Raw genomic sequence first — 21,777 nt, forward strand, 5'->3', positions numbered from 1 at the left:
TGAGAGATGTTTCCACCGATCCCAAACCCCGGCACAGAACCCGTAGCCCTGAAATTCGGCCCGGGCGATCTGATGCGCCGGTCGGCGTCCACCGTGACGCCGCCCGCCGAACGCCAAACCGAAGTCGCCAAGCTGATCGATGTTTCAAAATGCATCGGCTGTAAGGCGTGTCAGGTGGCCTGTCTGGAATGGAACGAACAGGTCGAAGAAATCGGCATCAACACCGGCGTCTATGAAAACCCGCACGATCTTACGGAAAACTCATGGACGCTGATGCGCTTTGCCGAATACGAAAACCCTGACTCCGGCAATCTGGAATGGCTGATCCGCAAGGACGGCTGTATGCATTGCGAAGACCCGGGCTGCCTGAAGGCCTGTCCGGCCCCCGGCGCAATCGTGCAGTATTCCAACGGTATTGTGGATTTCATCCACGATAAATGCATCGGCTGCGGCTATTGCATTCAGGGTTGTCCGTTCAACATCCCGCGCCTGTCGAAAGCCGACAACAAGGTTTATAAATGCACGCTTTGCGTTGACCGTGTTGCCGTGGGGCAAGGGCCCGCCTGCGCCAAAGCCTGCCCCACGCAGGCGATCGTGTTTGGCACCAAGGACGAGATGACCGAATATGCCCAGACCCGCATCGAAGATCTGAAATCACGCGGCTATGACAAAGCGGGGCTTTATGACCCGCCCGGCGTCAGCGGGACACATGTGATGTATGTGCTGCATCACGCCGACAAGCCGGGGCTATATTCCGGCCTGCCGACCGAACCGAAAATCAGCGGCCTGGTCGAGACCTGGAAAAATGGCGCAACAAAATACGTTGGCATTGCCGCAGTAGGGGTCTTTGCCGCAGCGGGGCTTGTGCATCACCTTCTGACCGGCGCCAACCGCGTCAGTCCTGAAGACGAGGCAAAAGCCAAGAAACTGGTGGAAAGGGACAGGGCATGACAACCGATTCCAATATCCCGACCCGTCGCCGTGTAATCCATGACGGAAACCCCGTCATGGTGGACCGCTATTCTGGCCTCGCGCGGCTGAACCATTGGGTCACTGCGGCGGGGTTGATCTTGCTTGCCCTCTCGGGGTTGGCTCTGTTTCATCCGTCGCTCTACTTCCTGACGGGCCTGTTTGGCGGCGGAACCTTTGCGCGCTTCATTCACCCTTGGATTGGCGTTGTGACCTTTGTCAGCTTTGCCGGCTTGTTCCTGCGATTCTGGCGTCTCAACCTATGGAGCAAGGCCGATAGCCGCTGGCTGGGTAGTCCCGGTGCCGTTCTCTCGGGCGATGAAGAGGCCCTGCCCGAAGTAGGCAAGTACAACGCCGGACAAAAGGTCTATTTCTGGGTGATGTCGATACTGATCCTGATCTTGTTCCTCACCGGTAGCGTGATCTGGATGGAGTATTTCGCCGCTTATTTCACGATCGAGCAGCGGCGCATAGCGGTCTTGATACATTCGATCTCGGCAATCGGGGCGATCTGCGCCTGGATCGTCCATGTCTATGCTGCAATCTGGGTTCGTGGTACGCTTAACGCGATGACGCGCGGGCAGGTAACCGGCGGCTGGGCATGGCGTCACCACCGAAAATGGCTGCGTGACCTGGTGTCAGGCAACCCCAACAAACGGTAACAGACCAGCGCGGCCGGGGATTGATGCGCCCCCTTGGATTTAGTGTGGTCCGTGTGACCCATGAGGTAAGAATTGACTGATAAATCAAACCCGAAACCCGACCCCTCAGTGATCCATACGATCCCGAAGCCGCCTTTTGCCCGTCTGCCAGATCCGGCGACACTTTTTGCCAGCCGCGCAGCAAGGCTGCATACGCTGGCAAAAGGTCACGGGCTTGCCCCTTATCTGGAGTTCCTGGCGGAGCTGGCGGCGGCGCAGGACATTATAGCCCGTACTGCGCCGCAGCCCGACCTGCCGGATACCGCAGCGCTGACCAAGGCGCATCGCCACGCGATGCCACCGCTGAACCGCACCAGCTTTGTGCCCGATACGCAAACATTCACACTGATCGACCGGATTGTCGAAAGCATGGCGAACATTGCCATGCCCGACGAAGCACAGGCGGCCTTGGCGCGCGTCAGCAATTGCGATCATCAGACACGCCGCGCATTGATTGCCAATGTGCTTGATGACACCATCCCCCTTGAAGAGGCCGCCGAGCACGCCTTTATCGCCGCAGCCCTTCAGATCGGGTTTGCGATGCGCGCGGCGCAATTGACCGCCGAAGACCTGGCCCCGGTGGCCGATGGTGTCTGCCCCACTTGCGGCGGTGGCCCTTCTGCAAGCCTGATCGTCGAGTGGCCCAAATATGAAGGCAACCGATACTGTTCCTGCGCGCTTTGTAGCACGCTTTGGCACTATGTCCGCGCAAAATGCACGCAATGCGCCGCAACCGGAAAAATCAGTTTCCGTGAGGTGGACGGCGGCAACGGCAGCGTCAAGGCCGAGGTTTGCGGCGACTGCAACAGCTATGTAAAAGTGCTTTATCAGCGGTTGGACGCCGGGCTTGACCCGATTGCTGATGATGTGGCCACATTGGCCCTTGATCTTTTGCTAAAAGACCAGGGGCTACGGCGCGGTGCGGCAAACCCATTTCTGACAGGGTATTAGCGGCATGACAGGGCGGGCGGCATACCGGCAGCTTCCCTCGGTTGATCTGGTGCTGCGCAGCGGTGCGGGGGTGGCCGCCCTGTCGCGCCATGGCCATGCGCTGACCGTCAACGCAATCCGCCAGACCCTTACCGAGATCAGGGCCGCGCCGCAATCCACCCCGACCGACCCCGAAACCGTCGCCCTTGCAGCAGACGCCCTGCTGCAAGCCGCGTGCCAATCGCCGCTGCGGCCGGTCTACAATCTGACCGGTACGGTGCTTCACACCAATCTGGGTCGCGCCCTTCTGGCCGAAGAAGCGGTGGCCGCCGCCACATTGGCGATGCGCAACGCGCTTGCGCTGGAATACGATCTTGAAAGCGGCAAGCGCGGCGAACGTGACACTATCTTGCGCGATCTTCTGGTGGCGCTGACCGGGGCCGAGGATGCGACCGTGGTCAACAACAATGCCGCAGCGGTGCTGCTGGTGCTGAACACCTTTGCCGCCGGGCGCGAAACCGTTATTTCACGCGGCGAGCTGATCGAGATTGGCGGCAGTTTCCGGATGCCCGACATCATGGCCCGCGCCGGCACGCAGATCGTCGAGGTTGGCACCACCAACCGCACCCATCCTGCCGATTACGAACAGGCCATCGGGCCCGATACCGCGCTTTTATTCAAGGTCCATACCTCAAACTACCGGGTTGAGGGGTTTCACAAAGAGGTTCCGGCCCCCACGTTGGCCGCGATTGCCCGGCAAAAGGGGCTTCCTCTGGTCAATGATCTGGGGTCGGGCACGCTGGTTGATCTGGCGTGTTGGGGCCTGCGACATGAACCCACCGTTGCCGAAGCCTTGGCCGAAGGCGCCGATCTGGTGACGTTTTCCGGTGATAAACTGTTGGGCGGCCCACAGGCCGGGTTCATTCTGGGGCGGCGCGACCTGATAGCCGCGCTGAACCGCAACCCGATGAAGCGCGCGTTACGGCTGGATAAGTTGCGGCTGGCCGCGCTTGAGGCAACGCTGCGCCTTTACCAAGATCCCGACCGCCTTGCCGAACGTCTGCCCACGCTGCGCCATCTTGCCCGCCCGCAGGCCGACATCGCCACACTGGCCCAGGATCTAAACGCAGCACTGGCCAATGCCGTTGGCCCCGAATTCGACGTTTCGGTTACCGATTGCCACAGCCAGATCGGGTCTGGCGCGCTACCCACCGACACGATCCCCAGCGCCGGGCTTGCCCTGCATGCAGCCAACCCCAAGGCCAGCGGGCAGCGGGTCATTGCGCTGGCGGCAGCATTTCGCGCCTTGCCGGTGCCGGTCATCGGGCGCATCGCCCAAGATACCTTCATCCTTGATCTGCGCTGTCTGGAGGATCCTGCTGCATTTCGCGCCAATCTGACCGGGTTTGAGCGGCCATGACCGGGCTTATAGACCGCCTGCGCCAAAGTCTCGCGCCGACGCCATCAGATGAGGAAAAGATGCGGCTGGCGGATAGTGCCACCCGTCAGGGCGATTACGATGCAGCACTGGCCCTTTGGGGGCCGCTGGCGCAACAGGGCCATGCAGGCGCGCAAACCCGCGTGGGCCTGTGCTTTGCGGCCGGGTTGGGCGTAGATCGCGATCCGGCAATTGCCGCGCGCTGGTTCATGCTGGCCGCCGAAGCGGGCGACGCAGCAGGGCAGCGGCAACTGGCCCACGCCTGCTTTCGCGGCGAAGGCATCCCCGAAGACCCCACCCGCGCAGCCGAGCTTTACCGCCGGGCCGCCGATCAGGGCGATGCCGAGGCGATGGACATGCTTAGCTGGATGCTGACCGAGGGCGAGATACTGCCCCCCGACCCCGCGCAGGCGCGCTACCTTGCAAAAGCCGCCGCCGATCTGGGTAATGCCGCGGCAATGACACGGCTGGGGATGATCCACCACAACGCGCTTGGGGTGGACCGTGACCCAACGCTTGCCGCCCAATGGTGGCAACGCGCAGCTGACCTTGGCAATGGCGATGCGCAGGCGATGCTGGGTGCGGCAATGCTGATCGGGGCCGGGGTGGCGTGTGATCCGTTCATGGCGTTTGTCTGGCTGCTGCGCGGCCACGCGGCGGGCAGCCCCTTGGCCTATCCGTTCCTGACCCGCGCCGCCGCTGCATTGTCGCTGGAAGAACAGGGCCGTGCCCGCCGCCTTGCCGCCACGCCGCCCGGGGTTGTGTCATGATCGTCGGCACCGCTGGGCATATCGACCACGGCAAAACCTCGCTTGTGCGGGCGCTGACCGGCACCGATACCGACCGCTTGAAAGAAGAAAAAGCCCGCGGCATCACTGTTGATCTGGGCTTTGCCTATATGCCCGCCCCGGATGACACGGTGATCGGCTTTGTCGATGTGCCTGGCCATGAACGGTTGATCCGCAACATGCTGGCGGGCGCGGCAGGTATTGATCTGATGCTGTTGGCTGTGGCCGCAGATGATGGGGTAATGCCGCAAACGCGCGAACATCTGGCCATTCTCAACCTTCTGGGCATATCGCGCGGCATCGTCGCCTTGACCAAGACCGATCTTGCCGACCCAGACCAGATTGCCGCCGCGCAAAACCAGATTGCCAACCTGCTGATTGGCACGGCGCTGGAAGGTGCGGAAATTGTGCCGGTTTCATCTGCCACCGGCGCGGGTATCGACGGTCTGCGCCAACGGCTTTGCAGGGCGGCGCAGCAAACCGGAACACGGCCAACAACGGCGCCTTTTCGCCTTGCTGTCGACCGCAGCTTTACCATCCACGGGTCGGGCACGGTCGTGACGGGTATGGTGCTGTCAGGCCATGTCCAGCCGGGTGACGAGTTGATCGTCAGCCCCAGCGGGCTGCCTGTCCGGGTGCGCGGGCTACATGCCCAGAACCGCGAGGCGAGCCAAGGCAATACCGGCGATCGCTGTGCACTTAACCTTGCGGGGGCGGGCGTTCACCGCACTGCGATTGCGCGGGGAGACATGATCCTAGCGCCGCACCTACACGCCCCCACAGGCCGCATTGATGCGCGGCTTCGGGTTCTTGCGACGGAACTTTCGCCGGTCACGCAATGGATGCCCGTTCACCTTCACCACGGCGCGGCAGAACTACCGGCGCGCATCGTTTTGCTGTCAGACCAGCCAATTCCTCCGGGTGGCGAGGGGCTGGTGCAGATTGTGCCCGAACGCCCCATTGCCGCGATCAGCGGCGACCGTTTCGTGATCCGCGATACCAGCGCCCGGCGGACGGTGGGTGGCGGCGTGCTGATTGATCTGCGGGCGCCTGAACGACGCCGCCGCACACCCGAACGGCTGGCCCGCATTGCCGCCCAAGACAGCCGCGACGATGCAACAGTGCTGCGGGCCCTGCTGGACCTGCCGCCGGGGCACCTGGACCCCGCCATTTTTGCCCGTGACCGCGGCGTTACGCCCGCACGAATGGACGGGCTTTTAACCGAAACAGAGCCGCTATTGATCGGCGCCGAGGGGCGGACATTGGCCCTGTCGCACACCCGCGCTGCCACCTTGATGGCGAAGGCACACGAGGCGTTGGCGGCCTATCACGCCGCGCATCCGCATTTCGTGGGCATGGGGCTGGAGCGGTTGCGCCAACTGACTGACCCGCAGCTTCCTGCCGCCCTGTTCCGCGCGTTTTTGCAAGCCCCCCCCATGGCCGGTCAGGTGGTGCTGGACGGCGCTTGGGTCCGCCTTGCCACGCATGAGGTGCGTCTTGACCCCAAGGCCGAGGCGATCTGGCAGCGCATCATGCCGATGCTGGCCGGTGAGGCGCGCTTTCGCCCGCCCCGCGTGCGCGACATTGCCCATGATCTTCATGAATCCGATGCCGACATCCGTGATCTGTTCAGATCCCTGTCGCGCATGGGTCGGGTGCATGAGATTGGCCGCGACCACTTCTTCTTGCGCGACACCTTGGGCGAGATGGTCGAGATTGTCGCCGATCTTGACGCGCAAAAGACGCTGTTCAGCGCCGCTGATTTTCGCGACCGGGTTGACAACGGGCGCAAAGTTGCCATCGAAATACTCGAATTCCTTGATCGTCACGGCGTTACCATCCGCCGGGGCGATCAACGCCGAATAAACCCACGTCGCCGCAACCTGTTTACGCGCGACAGTGACCGGGCACCCCCCGCCCCGTCAGGAGGAGAAGCGTCCCCGGTGGGGCGTCCGGACTTCAAATCCGGGAGGGGCTGTGAGACAGTCCTTGGTGGGTTCGACTCCCACTCTCTTCCGCCAGTATCAAACGGAGATGTCGCATGACCACCACGTTCAAAGAGTGTCTGGATCAGCTGGAAACACAGGCGCGTGACGCAAACCGTGCCGAAGCGCAGCATCAGCAAGAGGCCGCCCGCCGCACGGCTGAACTGCGCATGGCACGCGAATTTGCGTGGCGGCGGCTGAACCTGTTGCGCAGCCTTGCCGCAACCGTCCGCCCCGAGGCAGAAGAAGAGCCCGCCCTTGCCGCAGGCCGCACGGCGCTGCTGCGCGAAGCGGGCCTCAACGGCGCAACACAGGCGCAGCGTGATCTGGCCGACCGCTTCGCGCCCGTCACCAGGGCGGTTTGGCAAGCCACACGCGAGGATGCCGACCCAAGCACAATCAACGCCGTGCTGCCCGTTCTGGCCGATTTCGAAGCCTGGCACGCGGCCGACCGCGGGACGCCCTTCCTGGGCCTGATGGAACGTGACATTCCCGAACTTCCGCTTGTCGAGGTTTAAGATGACCCCCCGCCCTAGCCTTTTTGACGACTGGATCCGTGACGAAATTTCCCGCATCGGGGCCTTCACCGCATTGATCGTGCTGGTGAAAATCGAAGACCATACCGTGCGGCCGCTCCGCTCCAGCCATGTTCATGTGATGGGGTCGGATCTGATCTGGTCTGACATGGCACAGCTTTTCGATAAGGCGGGGGCGGATTGGGACGGTGTTCTATTCTCGGTCCGCACCGACCCCGACGATAACGGCCCGATTGCGGACAGCGCCGCCAAAATCGCGCTGAAAGACCATGTGCAGAGCCTGATTGAGGATCGCACCCTGCTGAACGCCGGGCATTTCTTTGACCGTAAGGGGCGGCGGTTGCGGGTGGATGAGGTTGCGGCGCAATGACCCTTCGGGTGATCGACACTGGCCTTGCAGGTGCGGATTGGAATGTGGCGGTTACGGCTGCGCTGTCTGACCTGCACCAGCGCGGGCAAATCGGGGATACGCTGCGCCTGCACCGCTATCACCGCGCGGTCTTACTAGGGCTGCATTCCCCGAAAAGCCAGATTGATGCGGCAGCTTGCGCCCGGTTGGGCGCGCAGATCGTGCGGCGCGTTTCAGGGGGCGGCGCGGTGGCCATGGGCCCCGGTGTTCTGGCGTGGGATCTGCTGATCACCCGGCCCCGGGCCATGGCCCCCGAAGAGGTTAGCGCAGGTATCTGCACTGCCGTTGCCGCCGCGCTGGCCCCTTTTGGCGCGACGGCGAGCTTTCGGGCGCCGGGTGACATTACGACGGGCGGGCAGAAAATCGGCGGCACTGCGGGGCTGTTTGACGTGACCTCAATGCTGCACCAGGGCAGTCTTTTGGTGATGCCAGACCTTGATGAAATGGCAGTGCTTTTGGGGGTTGATAGCTTGCCGGTAACTACGCTGGCCTTGGCTGCGAGGAATACGCCCGACATGCGGGCCGTCACGGATGCCGTTACCGCCGCCATCGCGGATGCGCTTGGCCTGCAAATCGCTACCGGAACGTTATCCGCAGCAGAAACCGAACTGGCACGGGGCGTCACCCTGCCCGAGGTGACCGCATGAGCCGCCGCCTATTGATCGTTCTGGTGAACACCGATCCACGCAACCCCGAGGAATTGGGTGCGCCGTTCTATCACGCCGCCGTCGCCGCCGCGATGGATTATGAAGTGGATGTGGTCTGCGCAGCAACCGCTGGCAAGCTGATGATCAAGGGCATTGCGCAGGGCTTGCACGTCAAACCCGGTCACCCGATGACCGTTCACGACTGGATCCGCGAAGCCCATGGCCATGGCGCGCGTTTTTGGGCCTGCCCGGCCAATCTTGACCTCTTCAACGTCACCGAGGATGATCTGATTGGGGAATGTTCCGGCCTGATGGGTGCGGCCACCATGCTGCGCGGCGTGATGGAAGATGAGTACCGGGTGCTGACCTATTAGAGCAAAAAGAAAAGGGGGTTCCGCATGGCCACTGTGCGCGGCTGCAAATTTCCGGACGAATTGTATTTTGATGTTGCGCGCCATGTCTGGTACCAACTACTGGCCGACGGTACCCTGCGGGCAGGCGTGACGCCGGTTGGTGTGGCACTTGCGCGCGAGGTGCTGATCTTTACCCCAAAGCCCGTCGACCATAGTTTTTCAACGGGCCGGGCGATTGCCACCATTGAAAGTGCGAAATGGGTGGGGTCGGTCAAGGCCGGGTTTGACGGCAAAATCATTGGGCTGAACGCCGCCATCATGGCGCGGGCCGGGATGGTCAACCGGGATTGTTATGGTGAAGGCTGGATGTTCGTACTGGCCCCCCAGAAAAAGGATTGGGCAGCAACCCTGGTGACCGGTGCAGCGGTCGCCCAAGCGTATGAAGACTGGATGGAAAGCATGGGCTTTGAGGGCTGCCAAGGCTAAGCCCAGCGCAGCAGATGCACCCCATTGATACTGATGCGGCCGAGTTCGCCCGCCGCTACGCCGCGGTCATTTCTGATAGATATATTCACCCGGCGCATCGCAAAGCGGCGGCAAGCCGGCCTTTGGGGCGCCCATGGCTGGCGGTTTCACCGCATCGGTTGAATGCTTGCCCAGCCAATCGACCCATGCAGGCCACCACGACCCCTCGCGGCGTTTGGCGATATTTGCCCAGTCATCAGCATCCACATAGGGCGCGTTATGCGGTGTCGCGTGAATGCGGTAATGGCGATGTGGACGGCCCGGTTGCGACACTATCCCGCCGTTATGTCCGCCACTGGCAAGCACAAACACCGTGTCGGTTTCAGTCAGCCGCTGAATCTTGTAAGCGGATTTCCAAGGGGCAACGTGGTCCCGTTCGGTTCCCACGGCAAAGATCGGTTCTTTGATATCGGTCAGCGAAACTGCGCGGCCATTTACTGTCAGCCGCCCCTCTGCCAGATCGTTATTCAGATAAAGTCGCCGCAGATACTCGGAATGCATCCGGTATGGCATTCGCGTTGTATCGGCATTCCACGCCATCAGATCGTTCGGCTCGCCGCGCCGTCCCAAAAGATACTCGCGGACCATCCGGCTCCAGATAAGGTCATTGGACCTGAGGATCTGAAAGGTTCCGGCCATTTGATCGGCTTCAAGAACGCCCTGCCGCCACATCATGTCTTCCAAAAGCGACAGCTGGCTGTCGCTGATGAACAGCGTCAGTTCGCCCGCTTCGGTAAAATCTGCCTGTGCCGCCAAAAGGCTGACCGAGGCCAGGCGGTCATCGCCGTCACGCCCCATCGCAGCCGCTGCAATTGTCAAAAGCGTGCCGCCAAGACAATAGCCCGTGGCGTGTATTTTGGCGGCACCGCAGATGTCGCCCACCGCCTGCAATGCCGCCATGACACCCATATCAAGATAGGCATCCATCCCCAAATCGCGGTCTTTGGGGCCGGGATTGCGCCATGAGATGCAAAAGACGGTATACCCCTGACCCACCAGCCAGTTGATCATGGAGTTATGGGGCGACAGATCAAGAATATAGTATTTCATGATCCATGCCGGCACGATCAGGACGGGCTCGGGGCGTACGGCGCCCGTCGTTGGCGCGTATTGAATAAGTTCCATCAGGTGGTTGCGAAACACCACCTTTCCAGACGTTGCGGCAAGCGTGCTTCCGACCTTGAATTCTTCCATCCCGGCGGGGCGCTGCCCGGTTGCGGACAACATCATATCTTCACGCATATGCTGCAGGCCACGAACAAGGTTCTGGCCACCTTGCCGAAGTGTTTCACGCTGCACTTCGGGGTTGGTCAACAGGTTGTTCGTGGGGGCGGCCATATCCAACAATTGCCGTGCCACGAAACTGGCGACACGCTCATGTGCAGCTGACACGCCTGACAGGCCGGTTGTCGCCTCGGCCCACCAATCTTCCTGCGCCTTATGGGTCATGGCCAGCACATTGAACGGCCAGGCGCGCCATGCCGGGTCGCTATAGCGCACATCGTCCTCGACGCAGCTGCAGCGCCACAGATCCTGAGACAGCTTGGCGGCGTTAACCCCCGCGATGGCCGCCAATTCCATTTGTCGCCCTGGCGACGTGGCCAAATGCGCCGCCCAGTCCCACCAGACCTGACCCAGGGCAATGGGCGAAAGACCACCGGTGTATTTGGCAACATTGGCGTGGGCCAAACGGTCAATGGTGTTGGCGACGACATGCAGATCCAGCCCGTCTTTCTGCTTGGGGATCTCGGCTACGATCTTTGATTTAATCTCGACCATCTGACTTTTCCCCCTTAGCAAAGACCAATATCAATTTGGCAACGGGATACTCTGGTTTTCGGCAGGCGGGTTGCAAGGGTTGGTCGCACCCGCCTCGGCTGCCATGCGATACAAGGGCCTTCGCCCTTGTTGAAGGCGGGGCGGCTTAGACCGGGATTGCCTTTGCTGAATAGTGGTTTTCGCTTTTGCCAGCCTCGGCGGTGATGTCTTCTACCGTTTCCGGTTCATCAAGAACTATATGACCCGCGCAACGCGCCATCATTTCCATGCACTCACGGGTATCTTCGGTCAGGCACTGAACTTGATGCGCCTGAAACTCGGCCATCGCCTTGACCATTTCGGCAGGATCAGCGACGCGCGCAACGGTTGCGGCGCGCATGGCCGCCTGACCCACATTCTGGCGACGCTTGTACCAATTGCTCGAAAACTTCTTAACCTCGTCCATAAGCAGGGTCTGTGTCAGCAAAAAACGGTTCACCTGTGGTGACATCATTGGACCAAATGATACTTTGGTACCGGGCGCAACTTGAGGTAGGTCCCACTTCGGCATCGTAAAATCCTCCATCGAGATGTAAGTAGAAACGGATCACAGCATTGCTGGGCCAAGGTCGCTCATCCGGATCAGTAAAACCTGAGCGCCAGACCCTATCATGGCTTGGGCGAGTCGAGCAAATGAGTCAAGTACGCCTGTCGTCGCAGGCAAGAAGGCGCTGCCCGCATTTTGAACGCCACGGATCGGGCCCGGGCAATCGTTGGCACGCTGAACTGCAACCTGTTCAGTCAATACGGTAATTCATGGCATCAATGGTCACAGGGTCGCCGGGGCGACAATCCAGAACACTTCGCAAACCTCTTCCCCGATCGTCCAGAACCGCGTCATCGCAGTTGCGGGAAAAGCAAAACTATCGCCCGCCTCGATTTGAAAGCTGCGATCATCAAGTTCAAGCCCCAGTGTGCCACGAAGCACCACACCACATTTACCACCCTGTGGGCTGTTGTAGGGCTCCCCACAACTGCCCCCCGGCTGCATGATAAAACGCAGCATCTGAATTTCGGGCTGGCTATCGGGGGTCAGCAACTCTTTGCGAAGCCTGCCGCCGTCATAGGTCAACTCGCGTCGGTTGGATCGACGCACGACAATATCGGCGTCTTCGGCAGCTGTGGCGTGCATTGCGTCAAATAACCAGCTAACCGGCATTTCCAATGCGGCACAGATTGCCGTCATGGAATTGACCGACGGCATGGTCAGCCCTCTTTCAACCTGACTGAGCAAACCGATAGATACTCTTGCCCGCCCGGATACATCCTTAAGCGACAGCCCGCGAAGTTTTCGTCGCAGACGCAAGCGTTGACCGATATCATGAACCTTACCGTCGTCTTGTGGGCAAATCCGGGTGTCAACATTGGTCATATTCATAGGTTGCCACCTCTTTAATGTTACGTCTAGAATGAAATAGATTGAAAAACATTTCAATCAAGGCTTAATTGCGCGTAAGGCAGCCGAATCCGGCTGCTGCTTATGCCCCTGACCGAGGAGATCAGGCGCGTAAACACGACATTGGTATATGGCGGGCATCACTGCCTGCATCTGAACAACCGTGGAGGGTCTAAATAATGAACAAGGCAATAGGACTGCTGACGACGTCGCTACTGGCGATTGCGGCGGCAGGCACTGCGCAGGCGCGCGATCTGACATTTGCAAGCTGGGGCGGCAACTATCAGGACGCCCAGCGCGCTGCCTACTTTGAACCGTTCAGCAAAAGCAAAGGGATTGCCTTTGTTGAAGACACCTATCTGGGCGGTTTGGCCGAGTTCAAGACCATGGCAGATACCGGCAACGTCATCTGGGACGTGGTCTCGGTTGAGGCGGGCGATATTCAGGTTGGCTGCGACGAAGGGCTATTCGAGGAAATTGATTGGGACACGCTTGGCGGCAAAGAAGATCTGCTGCCCGCCGCGGTGCGCGAGTGTGGCGCAGGCACGATGGTCGTGTCGACCGGGCTGGCCTACAATGCAGACAGCGTTACCGAAGCGCCGGCAAACTGGGCAGACTTCTTCAACACGGAAAAATGGCCCGGCAAGCGTGGCCTGCGTGCGGGCCCCAAATACAACCTCGAATTTGCGCTGCTGGCGGATGGTGCCGCGCCCGATGAAATCTATGATCTGATGGCAACCCCCGAAGGGCTGGACCGTGCCTTTGCCAAACTTGACACGATCAAGCAGGACTTGCAGTTCTGGGATGCGGGCGCACAGCCTGTGGAATGGCTTGCTGCTGGTAACGTGGTGATGAGTTCGTCTTATAACGGCCGGATCACCAGCGCACAGGACGACGGCAAAAAACTGAAGTTCGTCTGGACGAACAACGGTTACAGCATCGACACATGGGCGATTCCCGCAAACTCACCGAACAAGGAGCTGGCGATGGAATTCCTGCAATTTGCAAACACCGCAGAGCCTCAGGCCGAGTTTTCCACGCTTTACCCCTACGGTCCGACCAACGTGAAAGTGGCAGCAATGCTGCCACCCGAAGTTGCCGCAAACATTCCCGCGGGCGACAACGTCAAAGATGCTTTCGTGCTGGATGACGCTTTCTGGATCGACAACAACGATCAGATCGCGCAGCGTTGGAACAACTGGGTTACCCAGTAACGCCGAACTGACTTCACCGGATGCGAGGGCTAACCCCTCGCATCCGTCATTTCCCCAGACCTCGGAAAGAATACGATGACACAGGGAAAAGGCAGCCGCACCGCGATGCTGCTGATACTTGTTCTGCCTTTGGCAGTGTATATGGCGCTTTATGTGGCACCGCTTTTGTCGATTGGCGCCATGAGCGTGGACAACGGGGTCCTCAGCGAGCGTTTCAGCCACGTTTCAAATTATTTCTCAGAAGTCGGTTCGGCTGAAATGAGCGATGAGGCGGCGGCGGCGCTGATCACCGACCTTGGCACGATGAGCAAACAGGATCGTGCCGAATCCGGCCGCCTGCTTAACCAAGAGCTTGGCGGGTTTCGCTCGCTTATCATTGATACCGGCAAGGCGCTCAAGACCGTCGATCCCACGCTCGACGGGTTGAAAACCGTCGATCCGCGGTGGGGCGAACAGGTCTATTGGGATACCCTCAAGCGCAACGTCGAGCCTATCACCATGCGTCATTTTCAACGCGCCACCGGGTTGAAGCCCGATGCCGAGGGGAACATGGCCATTGCCGAGGGTGATGACATTTACCTTTGGATCACCCTTCGCACATTGACCATCGGCGCACAGGTCACATTGTTGACATTGCTGATCGGTTTTCCCATTGCCTACGCAATAGCCAATGGTACCCCACGCGTGCGGGCGATTGTGTTGGTCGCGGTGCTGCTGAGTTTCTGGACCTCGATCCTGGTGCGGACGACGGCTTGGGTTGTTTTGCTACAGACCAACGGGCTTGTTAACAAATTTCTGATGACGCTGGGGCTGACCTCAGAGCCCTTACAACTGATCTTCAACCGGTTCGGCACGGTTGTCGCAATGACCCATGTGCTTTTGCCTTTTGCAATTTTGCCGATGATGAACGTCATGCGCACCATTCCGGTATCGCAGGGCGATGCATCACGGTCCCTTGGTGCAGGCCCGATCGAGACATTTCTCAGGGTCTATTTCCCCCAGACACTCCGCGGAGTCGCCGTTGGGGGCGGCACGGTGTTCATTCTGGCGTTGGGGTTCTACGTCACCCCGGCACTGACCGGCGGGCCGGGTGACCAGATGCTGTCCTACTACATTGCTGATTTCGTGCAGCGGGGCCTGAACTGGGGCATGGCGTCGGTTCTGTCAATCATGCTGCTGGCATGCGTAATTGTCCTGCTGGTCGCGGGTGCCGGTCTACGCCGCGCCCTTGGCTGGCGATCGGAGGCGAAGTGATGTCCAAAATCATCTATACCGTCAGCGCAAGCCTTGCCGTGCTGTTTCTGGTCTTGCCGCTGCTGATCGTGCTGCCGCTGGCCTTTAACGACAGCACCTTTCTGAACTACCCGATGGAGGGTTTTACCCTGAATTGGTTTCACGAAGTGCTGACCCGCGCACCATGGCTTTTTGCGCTGGGCAACAGTTTCAAGGTGGCGCTGGGCGCGATGGTTCTGGCGCTGCTCATTGGCGGTACGGCAGCAATGGGCACGATGGCCAGCCGCAAAGCCACACAAATCGTGCTTTCTGTCTTGTTCATCTCGCCCTTGGTAATTCCATCGGTCGTGATCGGGGTCGCGATGTATTACGCTTTCGCCCGGATCGGGGCTAGCGGCACCTATATTTCGTTGATACTGGCCCACTCCATTTTGGGGGCGCCGCTGGTGTTCTTGTCTGTAATGACAGGGTTAAAAGGCCTCAACCCAGAGCTTGACCGCGCCGGTGCCTCAATGGGGGCGTCGCGTTGGTATCGGTTTCGCACGGTTACATTGCAGCTTACGCTTCCCAGCTTTTTGACGGGTGCGCTGTTTGCCTTCATCACCTCGTTTGACGAAGTGGTGGTCGCGCTATTTCTGGCCTCGCCGGAAACAATGACACTTCCCAAGGTTCTGTTTTCCAGCCTGCGCGATCGGTTGGAGCCCACAATCGTCGTGGTGGCGCTGATGCTGTCGGTTGTTTCGATGGTATTCATCGCGCTGATGGGCTGGCTGCAAAAGCGCAGCGCCTATACCGCCAAACCCTAGGCGCAGTGCTGCCGCAAGGCATGGCACCGCGTACCCGCAACGCAATTCGATGGTAGGAATACATGGCCGCTCTTGAGATCCAGAACATCAACAAGTTTTACGGCGCAACCCAAGCCCTTTTCGATGTTTCGCTATCGGTTGGCACCGGCGAGTTCGTGACCCTTCTTGGCCCCTCGGGGTCCGGGAAAACCACGCTTTTGAAAATTCTTGCGGGGTTTGAGCCGGTATCAGCGGGGGCAATCACCCTCAATGGGCAGGATGTGACCAAGCTTTCGCCAGAAACACGCAACTTTGGATTGGTATTTCAGGGTTATGCGCTGTTTCCGCATATGACCGTGTTCGACAATATCGCCTACCCGCTTCGGGTGCGGCGCGTAGGCCGCGCAGAGATTGCTGAACGCGTCAGCGCGATATTGGATCTGGTGCAACTGGGCCGCTTTGTGAATCGGCGCCCAAACGAGCTGTCGGGCGGGCAGCAACAGCGGGTGGCGCTGGCCAGGGCGCTGGTGTTCAAGCCCGATCTGCTTCTTTTGGATGAACCAATGTCCGCATTGGACAAGAAACTGCGGACCGATCTGCAAGAAGAGCTGCGCGATATTCACCGCTCCTTAGGGACGACGTTCATTAACGTGACCCACGATCAGGAAGAGGCAATGCACATGTCCGACCGGATCGCGGTCATGGATCAGGGCCGGATCGAGCAGTTCGGCACCGCGTTTGAGCTATACCGCCAACCCAAAAGCCGTTTCGTGGCCGATTTCGTTGGCAAATCGAACATTCTGGAAGGCGTTCTGGACCGGTCCGAGACCGTTGCGATATTTCGGGGCCATGGCGTTGAACTGGCGCTACCGGGGTGCGCCCGCAAAGGGGGCCCTGCCGACCTTCTGATCCGTCCCGAAGATCTGACCGTAACCCGCGAACCCGCAACCCATGGTGCAATCGGGCTGCCGGCACGGGTGCTGCATTCCACCTACTCGGGGGATCGCGCGCTTTATACGCTCGCGGTTGAGGGTGCGCCCGAATTTCTGGCTTACGGCGCGGCGCGTTCGGGTATTTTCGACGATGGCGAATCCGTGACGATCTCTTTCACGCCAGACGGCTGCACGCTGGTCGGCTAACATCGGTCGGCCCTCAATTTTCCTGCCGCCTTCACTGGGCGGCGGACCCTTAAGAAGCATGGAGCAATGGTTTGTCCCTGATCACACGTATCGACCCCGAAGGCCTGGGTGAAGGCACCGTATCGCACCCCACACCCGACCGCCTGCTAGAAGGCAATCCGGTCTTCACCACCTGGATGATCGAGGATAGCGCCGTGCAATCCGGCATCTGGCAAGCAACCCCCGGCACCCATAAGATGATCCGCGACAACCAGACATGGGAGTTGTTCACCTTGCTGCAAGGCAAGGTCGAGATCACCGAAGAGGGCGGCGAAAGCGCCACCTATCAGGCGGGCGATACCATCGTGGTGCGGCCAAACTTTCGCGGCACCTGGCGCACCATTGAGACGGTTAAAAAGGTCTTCGTCAGCATCTGAAATAACATCAGGGGGCGCAGTTGTTTGCGCCCCCTTTATACCGAGGAAGGGCTGGTTTAGACCCTTAAACCTGGGTTCCCGCAATCAACCCCTCATAAACCGCCTCTTCGGCTGTGCGCGGCGCCTGACAATCCCCGATCTGGTGTATTTCAGGGCAGAGCGGCGCAATTTCAGCCAATAGCGCGTCATCCGGGCGGTGGCCCATGCTTAACACCAGTGTATCGACACCCTCAAAAACTATCGGCAGGTCGCTGGCGGTATGCTGCATGTAAACGGTATCACCGTCGGTCCCGTATAGGCGGGCGTAAGGCGTGACCGGCACGGCATTTCGGTGTAATTCGGCCGCGATGTTGTCACGCACATAGAGCGGCAAAACCTCTCCGGCGTGCAGCCCGTTGACCGCCAGATCAACCTGCCGCCCCTCAAGGGCCAACATCTCGGCCAGACCGGGGCCGATCCAATCGCAACGCCAGTCGGCAATCACCACGCGGCCGCCGGTTGTCACCTCGCGGCGCAGCACCTCCCACGCGGTCACAACCTGCATTGCGCCGTCGGTTTCAAACTCGGGGCGGTAGGGCGTAGCCCCGGTGGCCATGATGATCGCATCAGGTGCAAATTCACGCACAACATCTGCCGTGACCCTGGTATTCTTGCGGACGGTAACGCCTGCCAATTCAACCTCACGCGCGAGGTTGGTGGCGATACCGCCAAACTCGGCCCGTCGCGGCACCAATTGCGCGATCAATGCCTGCCCGCCCAATTGACCCGTCGCCTCGAACAGGGTCACATCATGGCCACGCTTTGCGGCAATGCTGGCAGCTTTCAGCCCACCTGGCCCCCCGCCAATCACCATGATGCGTCGCCGCGGCGCGGCAGGCGCAAGATGCCCAAAGGTTAGTTCGCGCCCCGATTCAGGGTGTTGAATACACGAAATAGGCAGGCCACGATGGAAATGGTCTATGCAGGCCTGATTGCACGCAATGCAGGCGCGGATATCATCAAACCGCCCATCTTCGGCCTTTACCGGCATCATCGGATCGCAGATCAGCGCACGGGTCATGCCGCAAACATCGGCCTTGCCACTAGCGATAATTGCGTCGGCCTCTTGCGGCTGGTTGATCCGGCCAACGATGAAAACCGGGATGCGCAACGCCTTGTGGAAGGTGGCCGAATCTGCGGCGGTGTAGCCGCTGGGGTAGGCCATCGGCGGCGCAATATGAACCGCCCCCCCGACCGAGGCCGATGTGCCGATGGTCAGGTTTACAAAATCCAAAAGCGGCTCTAACGCACGGCAAGCTGCAAGCGCCTCATCCGCAGAAAGCCCCTGCTCGTCGCTTTCATTCATACTGATACGCATTCCGACCACGAAATTCTCGTTCGTTTCAGCGCGGATTCGTGTCAAGACCTCTCGCAAAAAGCGCAGCCGGTTTTCATCGCTGCCCCCGTAGACATCGGTGCGCCGATTCACCCGCGGGTTCAGGAATTGCGCGGGCAGATACCCGTGGCTGGCCACGAACTCGACCCCATCCATACCGGCTTCCGCCATCCGGCGCGCCGCCGCGGCGTAGCCCGCAATGATCTCATCAATCATCGCCTGATTCAGCGCGCGCGGCATGACATGGAACCGCTCATTCGGGGTGGCCGAGGCAGAGTAGGCCACCGCCAGCATCCCATTCGCGGTTTCCATGATCTCACGGCCGGGGTGGAACAACTGCGAAAAAATTACCGTCCCATGCGAATGGCACACATCGGCAAGGCGGCGATACCCGGCAATGCAGCCGTCGTCAGTTGCCATCAGCAGATGCGAGGTATAGCGCGCCGTTTCGTGCACGCCCGCCACCTGCGAAATGATCAGGCCCACGCCACCCTTTGCACGTGCCTCGTGGTAGGCAATCAACGCATCGTTCACCGTACCATCGGTTGGCAACGTTGTGTCGTGACCCGTGGACATGATGCGGTTCTTTAGCGTCACGCCGCGGATCTTCAGGGGCGCAAAAAGGTTTGGAAAGGCTGCTGTGGTCATGATCTGTTCATCCAGATTGCGGTGATCAAACCAACTTCAAGATCAAGTGACAGTAAAAATCAATCATTTTTTTTTACTATTGATGAATTTAGCGATCATATTCTATGTTGTGATCGAAGTTGCAGCAGGACATCTCTGATTTACCGCACGCCCAGACCCGGATAGCCGCACCAATGGGTTCACCCTTAACGAAAGGCAGGCCATGGCCGAATCGCCCAACCATGACAGCCCCATTCTGGGTGACCGTATCCGCGCGTTGCGTAAACGGCGAAAGCTGACGCTGGCGCAGCTGGCTGCGGGTTGCGGGCTATCGGTCGGCTATATCAGCCAGGTGGAACGCGGCCTTGCCTATCCGTCAATCAACGCGCTGGTCGCGATTGCCCGCCACCTTGAGGTGACGGTGCAATGGTTTTTTGCCGGTGAAGACACAGCCCCCGTGGCAGAACGCGGTTACGTCATACGCAAAGGCAATCGGCTGCGTGTGCAATACGAACGCGGGGTCGTCGATGAACTGCTGACCCCGAAATTCAACCTCCAGGTCGAAATGATCTACACTCGTATGCCCCCCGGGACCGAAGCGAGCGAGGCCTATAGCCACGACGGTGACGAGGTGGGCTTTGTCCTGGAAGGCGCATTGGAGATCTGGGTTGGCAAGCGTCACTTTTTGCTGGGGCCGGGCGATAGCTGCTCTTTTTCATCACGCGAGCCGCACCGATACCGCAACCCCGGCAAAGTAGAGACCGTGATAATCTGGGCGATCAGCCCCCCCAGCTATTAGAAGCGGCCTTCCAGCTTATTTAGCCAATTGAACATTGGACCGGTCTGATTGGCTGGCAGTGAATACTTTTGCGGGCATCAAACAACACCACGGCCGAGCAGTGTTTTTACGGCGCGCCAAAATGCACGCCGCCTGATGATAATGGGATTGGCACCCCTACAGAGGGGCATCAAACACCTAAGTTTTCATGTCGCGCGCCAATTCCACCGGATCAACAAACGCTTCGGGTTCTGGTGTGGGCGCCTTGGGTTCTTCAATTGTCTCTGGCAATTGGGTTTTGGGGTGCGCTTGGGGCGCGGGATCACGGCCGGGGATGCCAACAATCAAAGGCAGCATTTCTGCGCCGTTTAGCGCAGGGCGGCCACCCTGCGGCGGCTCGCGCCAGGAAAGCGTGTCAAACCCGCCGCAATTATCGCAAACCGGTGCCCAATCCGAATGAATATTCTGGCACTTGTCGCAAACCCATTGCGGCCCCCGGCTTGCAATCAGCGCCCGCGCCAACCAGCCACGGACCACCGCATCATCTGCCCCTTCACCGCGTTCAACCGCCGCCATGATGGTCAGCGACCGCGCCGTAGGATGTGTTTCGTTCAAATCGCCCAGCGCGCGGCGGGCTGCGGGGAAATCTTCGGCAGCGATGTTCAGCTCGGCCCGCAAAAGGCGGGTTTCGGCATCCTCAGGGCGTAGTTTCAACAACGCCTCGAATCGTTTCAACCGGGCGGCGGGCGCCTCATCGGGGACTATTGCGGCATAGGCGGCGGCCAGATCCGGATGGGGTTGGGCCTCCCACGCCTTGTGCAACACCCGTGCGGCGTGTTTTGCGCTGCCCTTTTCAATATAGCTGTGCGCCGCCATCACCGCCGCCGGGATCAGGTCGGGTGAGGCCTTGTTGGCCGCAATCGCCGCCTCACGCGCCTCGATCGAGGCGCCCTCATCCAGCACGCCCTTGGCCTCTTGCAGGGCCAGAACGGCATCGCGGCGTTTATGCACATCACGCGGCAACAGGCCTTGACGCAGCTTTTTGCCCAAAACGCCGCGCGCGCCCTTCCAGTCGCCGCTTTCGGCCTGAAGTTTCAGCAAAACGTCCTGAACCCCTTCATGTCTGGGTTTCAGCGCAAAGGCCTTTTCCGCCAGCTTCATCGCCGTGACGGTATCACCCTCGGCCAATTTTTGCTTCATCAGGCCCTGAACACCGACAAACCGGGTCCGGTCATCGGCCAAAAGGCGTTTATAGATTTTCGCCGCCTTGTTCGTATCGCCCGCCACCTCGGCGGCCTGTGCCGACAACAGGTTTGTCAGTTCCGGCCGACCCAGAAACTTTTCTGCCCTCGCCGCCTTGGACAAGGCAATCCGCCCCTCGCCCGAGGCAACGGCCATCATGCCATCCGCCAGCGCCTCATAGCCCTTGCGTTCGCGATTGCGGTCAAAATAGCGGCTGATCGCGGTTTCATCACCGTTGATAAAGCGCAGCACCGCAACCAGCAGCCCCACCACCCGGATCACCAGCCACACCGCCGCAAACAAAACCAGCGCGGCAATGACGGCCTGCAACGGCCCCAGGGTGAATTCCATTCCGGCAACGGCAATTCGGATACCCTCACCGCTTTCAGCCAGATGCGCGGCACCCAGCGTCAACCCCGCGACAACCACCAAAAACAGAGCGATCTTGACGAACGACCAGACCATACGAGCCT

The 21,777-nt window shown here is 60.0% G+C and carries 21 protein-coding genes, 1 tRNA gene and 1 pseudogene; 18 read left to right on the forward strand and 5 right to left on the reverse strand.

The annotated features are described in order from the left end of the window. Positions 1-6: 6 nt before the first annotated feature. The 12 genes and pseudogenes from fdxH to ACM62R_RS14880 all read left to right on the forward strand — a co-directional run bounded on the left by fdxH (position 7) and on the right by ACM62R_RS14880 (position 9,242). Positions 7-951: a formate dehydrogenase subunit beta gene (gene fdxH, locus ACM62R_RS14825; protein WP_415184820.1), complete on the forward strand. Its 945-nt coding sequence runs from the start codon at positions 7-9 to the stop codon at positions 949-951. Next, positions 948-1,631 (forward strand): formate dehydrogenase subunit gamma, encoded by a 684-nt coding sequence (locus tag ACM62R_RS14830; RefSeq protein WP_415184821.1) that lies wholly within the window; start codon positions 948-950, stop codon positions 1,629-1,631. Before fdxH ends, ACM62R_RS14830 begins: the two co-directional genes overlap by 4 nt. 72 nt (positions 1,632-1,703) lie before the next feature. After that, entirely contained in the window at positions 1,704-2,621 is a 918-nt protein-coding gene (gene fdhE / locus ACM62R_RS14835; protein ID WP_415184822.1) for a formate dehydrogenase accessory protein FdhE, read from the forward strand. Positions 2,622-2,625: 4 nt separating this feature from the next. Further along, a complete protein-coding gene (gene selA / locus ACM62R_RS14840) occupies positions 2,626-4,020 on the forward strand; it encodes an L-seryl-tRNA(Sec) selenium transferase (RefSeq protein WP_415184823.1) in 1,395 nt (464 codons plus the stop codon). Next, positions 4,017-4,808 carry a tetratricopeptide repeat protein gene (locus ACM62R_RS14845; protein WP_415184824.1) on the forward strand — a complete coding sequence of 264 codons (792 nt, stop codon included), beginning with the start codon at positions 4,017-4,019 and terminating at the stop codon, positions 4,806-4,808. The genes selA and ACM62R_RS14845 overlap by 4 nt, the downstream gene beginning before the upstream one ends. Beyond that, positions 4,805-6,634: pseudogene (gene selB / locus ACM62R_RS14850) on the forward strand (selenocysteine-specific translation elongation factor); the annotation flags it as partial. The gene ACM62R_RS14845 and the pseudogene selB, both read left to right, overlap by 4 nt. Before the next feature lie 117 nt (positions 6,635-6,751). Beyond that, positions 6,752-6,847: transfer RNA gene (locus ACM62R_RS14855), tRNA-Sec, on the forward strand. A 20-nt stretch (positions 6,848-6,867) separates the two neighbouring features. Beyond that, positions 6,868-7,329: a hypothetical protein gene (locus ACM62R_RS14860; RefSeq protein ID WP_415184825.1), complete on the forward strand. Its 462-nt coding sequence runs from the start codon at positions 6,868-6,870 to the stop codon at positions 7,327-7,329. Between the two features lies 1 nt (position 7,330). After that, complete coding sequence (locus ACM62R_RS14865) at positions 7,331-7,717, forward strand: hypothetical protein (protein WP_415184826.1); 387 nt, start codon at positions 7,331-7,333, stop codon at positions 7,715-7,717. Beyond that, a complete protein-coding gene (locus tag ACM62R_RS14870; RefSeq protein WP_415184827.1) occupies positions 7,714-8,403 on the forward strand; it encodes a biotin/lipoate A/B protein ligase family protein in 690 nt (229 codons plus the stop codon). Before ACM62R_RS14865 ends, ACM62R_RS14870 begins: the two co-directional genes overlap by 4 nt. Further along, a complete protein-coding gene (locus ACM62R_RS14875; protein ID WP_415184828.1) occupies positions 8,400-8,777 on the forward strand; it encodes a DsrE family protein in 378 nt (125 codons plus the stop codon). The genes ACM62R_RS14870 and ACM62R_RS14875 overlap by 4 nt, the downstream gene beginning before the upstream one ends. A gap of 24 nt (positions 8,778-8,801) precedes the next feature. Next, the gene (locus tag ACM62R_RS14880) at positions 8,802-9,242 is read left to right on the forward strand and encodes a glycine cleavage system protein H (RefSeq protein WP_415184829.1); all 441 of its coding nucleotides are present in this window, start codon (positions 8,802-8,804) and stop codon (positions 9,240-9,242) included. A gap of 66 nt (positions 9,243-9,308) precedes the next feature. Here ACM62R_RS14880 and ACM62R_RS14885 read toward each other — a convergent pair whose 3' ends face one another. The 3 genes from ACM62R_RS14885 to ACM62R_RS14895 all read right to left on the reverse strand — a co-directional run bounded on the left by ACM62R_RS14885 (position 9,309) and on the right by ACM62R_RS14895 (position 12,477). After that, complete coding sequence (locus ACM62R_RS14885) at positions 9,309-11,060, reverse strand: PHA/PHB synthase family protein (RefSeq protein ID WP_415184830.1); 1,752 nt, start codon at positions 11,058-11,060, stop codon at positions 9,309-9,311. Between the two features lie 145 nt (positions 11,061-11,205). After that, complete coding sequence (locus ACM62R_RS14890; RefSeq protein ID WP_415184831.1) at positions 11,206-11,625, reverse strand: hypothetical protein; 420 nt, start codon at positions 11,623-11,625, stop codon at positions 11,206-11,208. A 243-nt stretch (positions 11,626-11,868) separates the two neighbouring features. After that, the gene (locus ACM62R_RS14895) at positions 11,869-12,477 is read right to left on the reverse strand and encodes a helix-turn-helix domain-containing protein (RefSeq protein WP_415184832.1); all 609 of its coding nucleotides are present in this window, start codon (positions 12,475-12,477) and stop codon (positions 11,869-11,871) included. Positions 12,478-12,674: 197 nt separating this feature from the next. Between ACM62R_RS14895 and ACM62R_RS14900 the strand changes: the two genes are divergently transcribed. The 5 genes from ACM62R_RS14900 (at position 12,675) to ACM62R_RS14920 (ending at position 17,282) form a co-directional block, all read left to right on the forward strand. Continuing rightward, entirely contained in the window at positions 12,675-13,709 is a 1,035-nt protein-coding gene (locus tag ACM62R_RS14900) for an ABC transporter substrate-binding protein (protein WP_415184833.1), read from the forward strand. Between the two features lie 75 nt (positions 13,710-13,784). Beyond that, on the forward strand, positions 13,785-14,963 hold the full coding sequence (locus tag ACM62R_RS14905) for an ABC transporter permease (RefSeq protein ID WP_415184834.1): 1,179 nt from the start codon (positions 13,785-13,787) through the stop codon (positions 14,961-14,963). Then, positions 14,963-15,748, forward strand: a complete 786-nt coding sequence (locus ACM62R_RS14910) for an ABC transporter permease (RefSeq protein WP_415184835.1) — start codon at positions 14,963-14,965, stop codon at positions 15,746-15,748. The genes ACM62R_RS14905 and ACM62R_RS14910 overlap by 1 nt, the downstream gene beginning before the upstream one ends. 62 nt (positions 15,749-15,810) lie before the next feature. Next, positions 15,811-16,866, forward strand: a complete 1,056-nt coding sequence (locus tag ACM62R_RS14915) for an ABC transporter ATP-binding protein (RefSeq protein WP_415184836.1) — start codon at positions 15,811-15,813, stop codon at positions 16,864-16,866. A 71-nt stretch (positions 16,867-16,937) separates the two neighbouring features. Continuing rightward, positions 16,938-17,282: a cupin domain-containing protein gene (locus ACM62R_RS14920; protein WP_415184837.1), complete on the forward strand. Its 345-nt coding sequence runs from the start codon at positions 16,938-16,940 to the stop codon at positions 17,280-17,282. Between the two features lie 64 nt (positions 17,283-17,346). Here the strand turns inward: ACM62R_RS14920 and ACM62R_RS14925 are convergent, their stop codons facing one another. Further along, positions 17,347-19,305 (reverse strand): FAD-dependent oxidoreductase, encoded by a 1,959-nt coding sequence (locus ACM62R_RS14925; RefSeq protein WP_415184838.1) that lies wholly within the window; start codon positions 19,303-19,305, stop codon positions 17,347-17,349. Positions 19,306-19,507: 202 nt separating this feature from the next. Here ACM62R_RS14925 and ACM62R_RS14930 point away from each other — a divergent pair, with 202 nt between their 5' ends. Continuing rightward, positions 19,508-20,083 (forward strand): helix-turn-helix domain-containing protein, encoded by a 576-nt coding sequence (locus tag ACM62R_RS14930; RefSeq protein WP_415184839.1) that lies wholly within the window; start codon positions 19,508-19,510, stop codon positions 20,081-20,083. A gap of 177 nt (positions 20,084-20,260) precedes the next feature. Here ACM62R_RS14930 and ACM62R_RS14935 read toward each other — a convergent pair whose 3' ends face one another. Then, positions 20,261-21,769: a heme biosynthesis protein HemY gene (locus tag ACM62R_RS14935; RefSeq protein WP_415184840.1), complete on the reverse strand. Its 1,509-nt coding sequence runs from the start codon at positions 21,767-21,769 to the stop codon at positions 20,261-20,263. Positions 21,770-21,777: the final 8 nt, after the last annotated feature.

Source organism: Phaeovulum sp. (genome assembly GCF_047638075.1).
In the GTDB taxonomy this organism is placed as follows: Bacteria; Pseudomonadota; Alphaproteobacteria; order Rhodobacterales; family Rhodobacteraceae; genus UBA6197.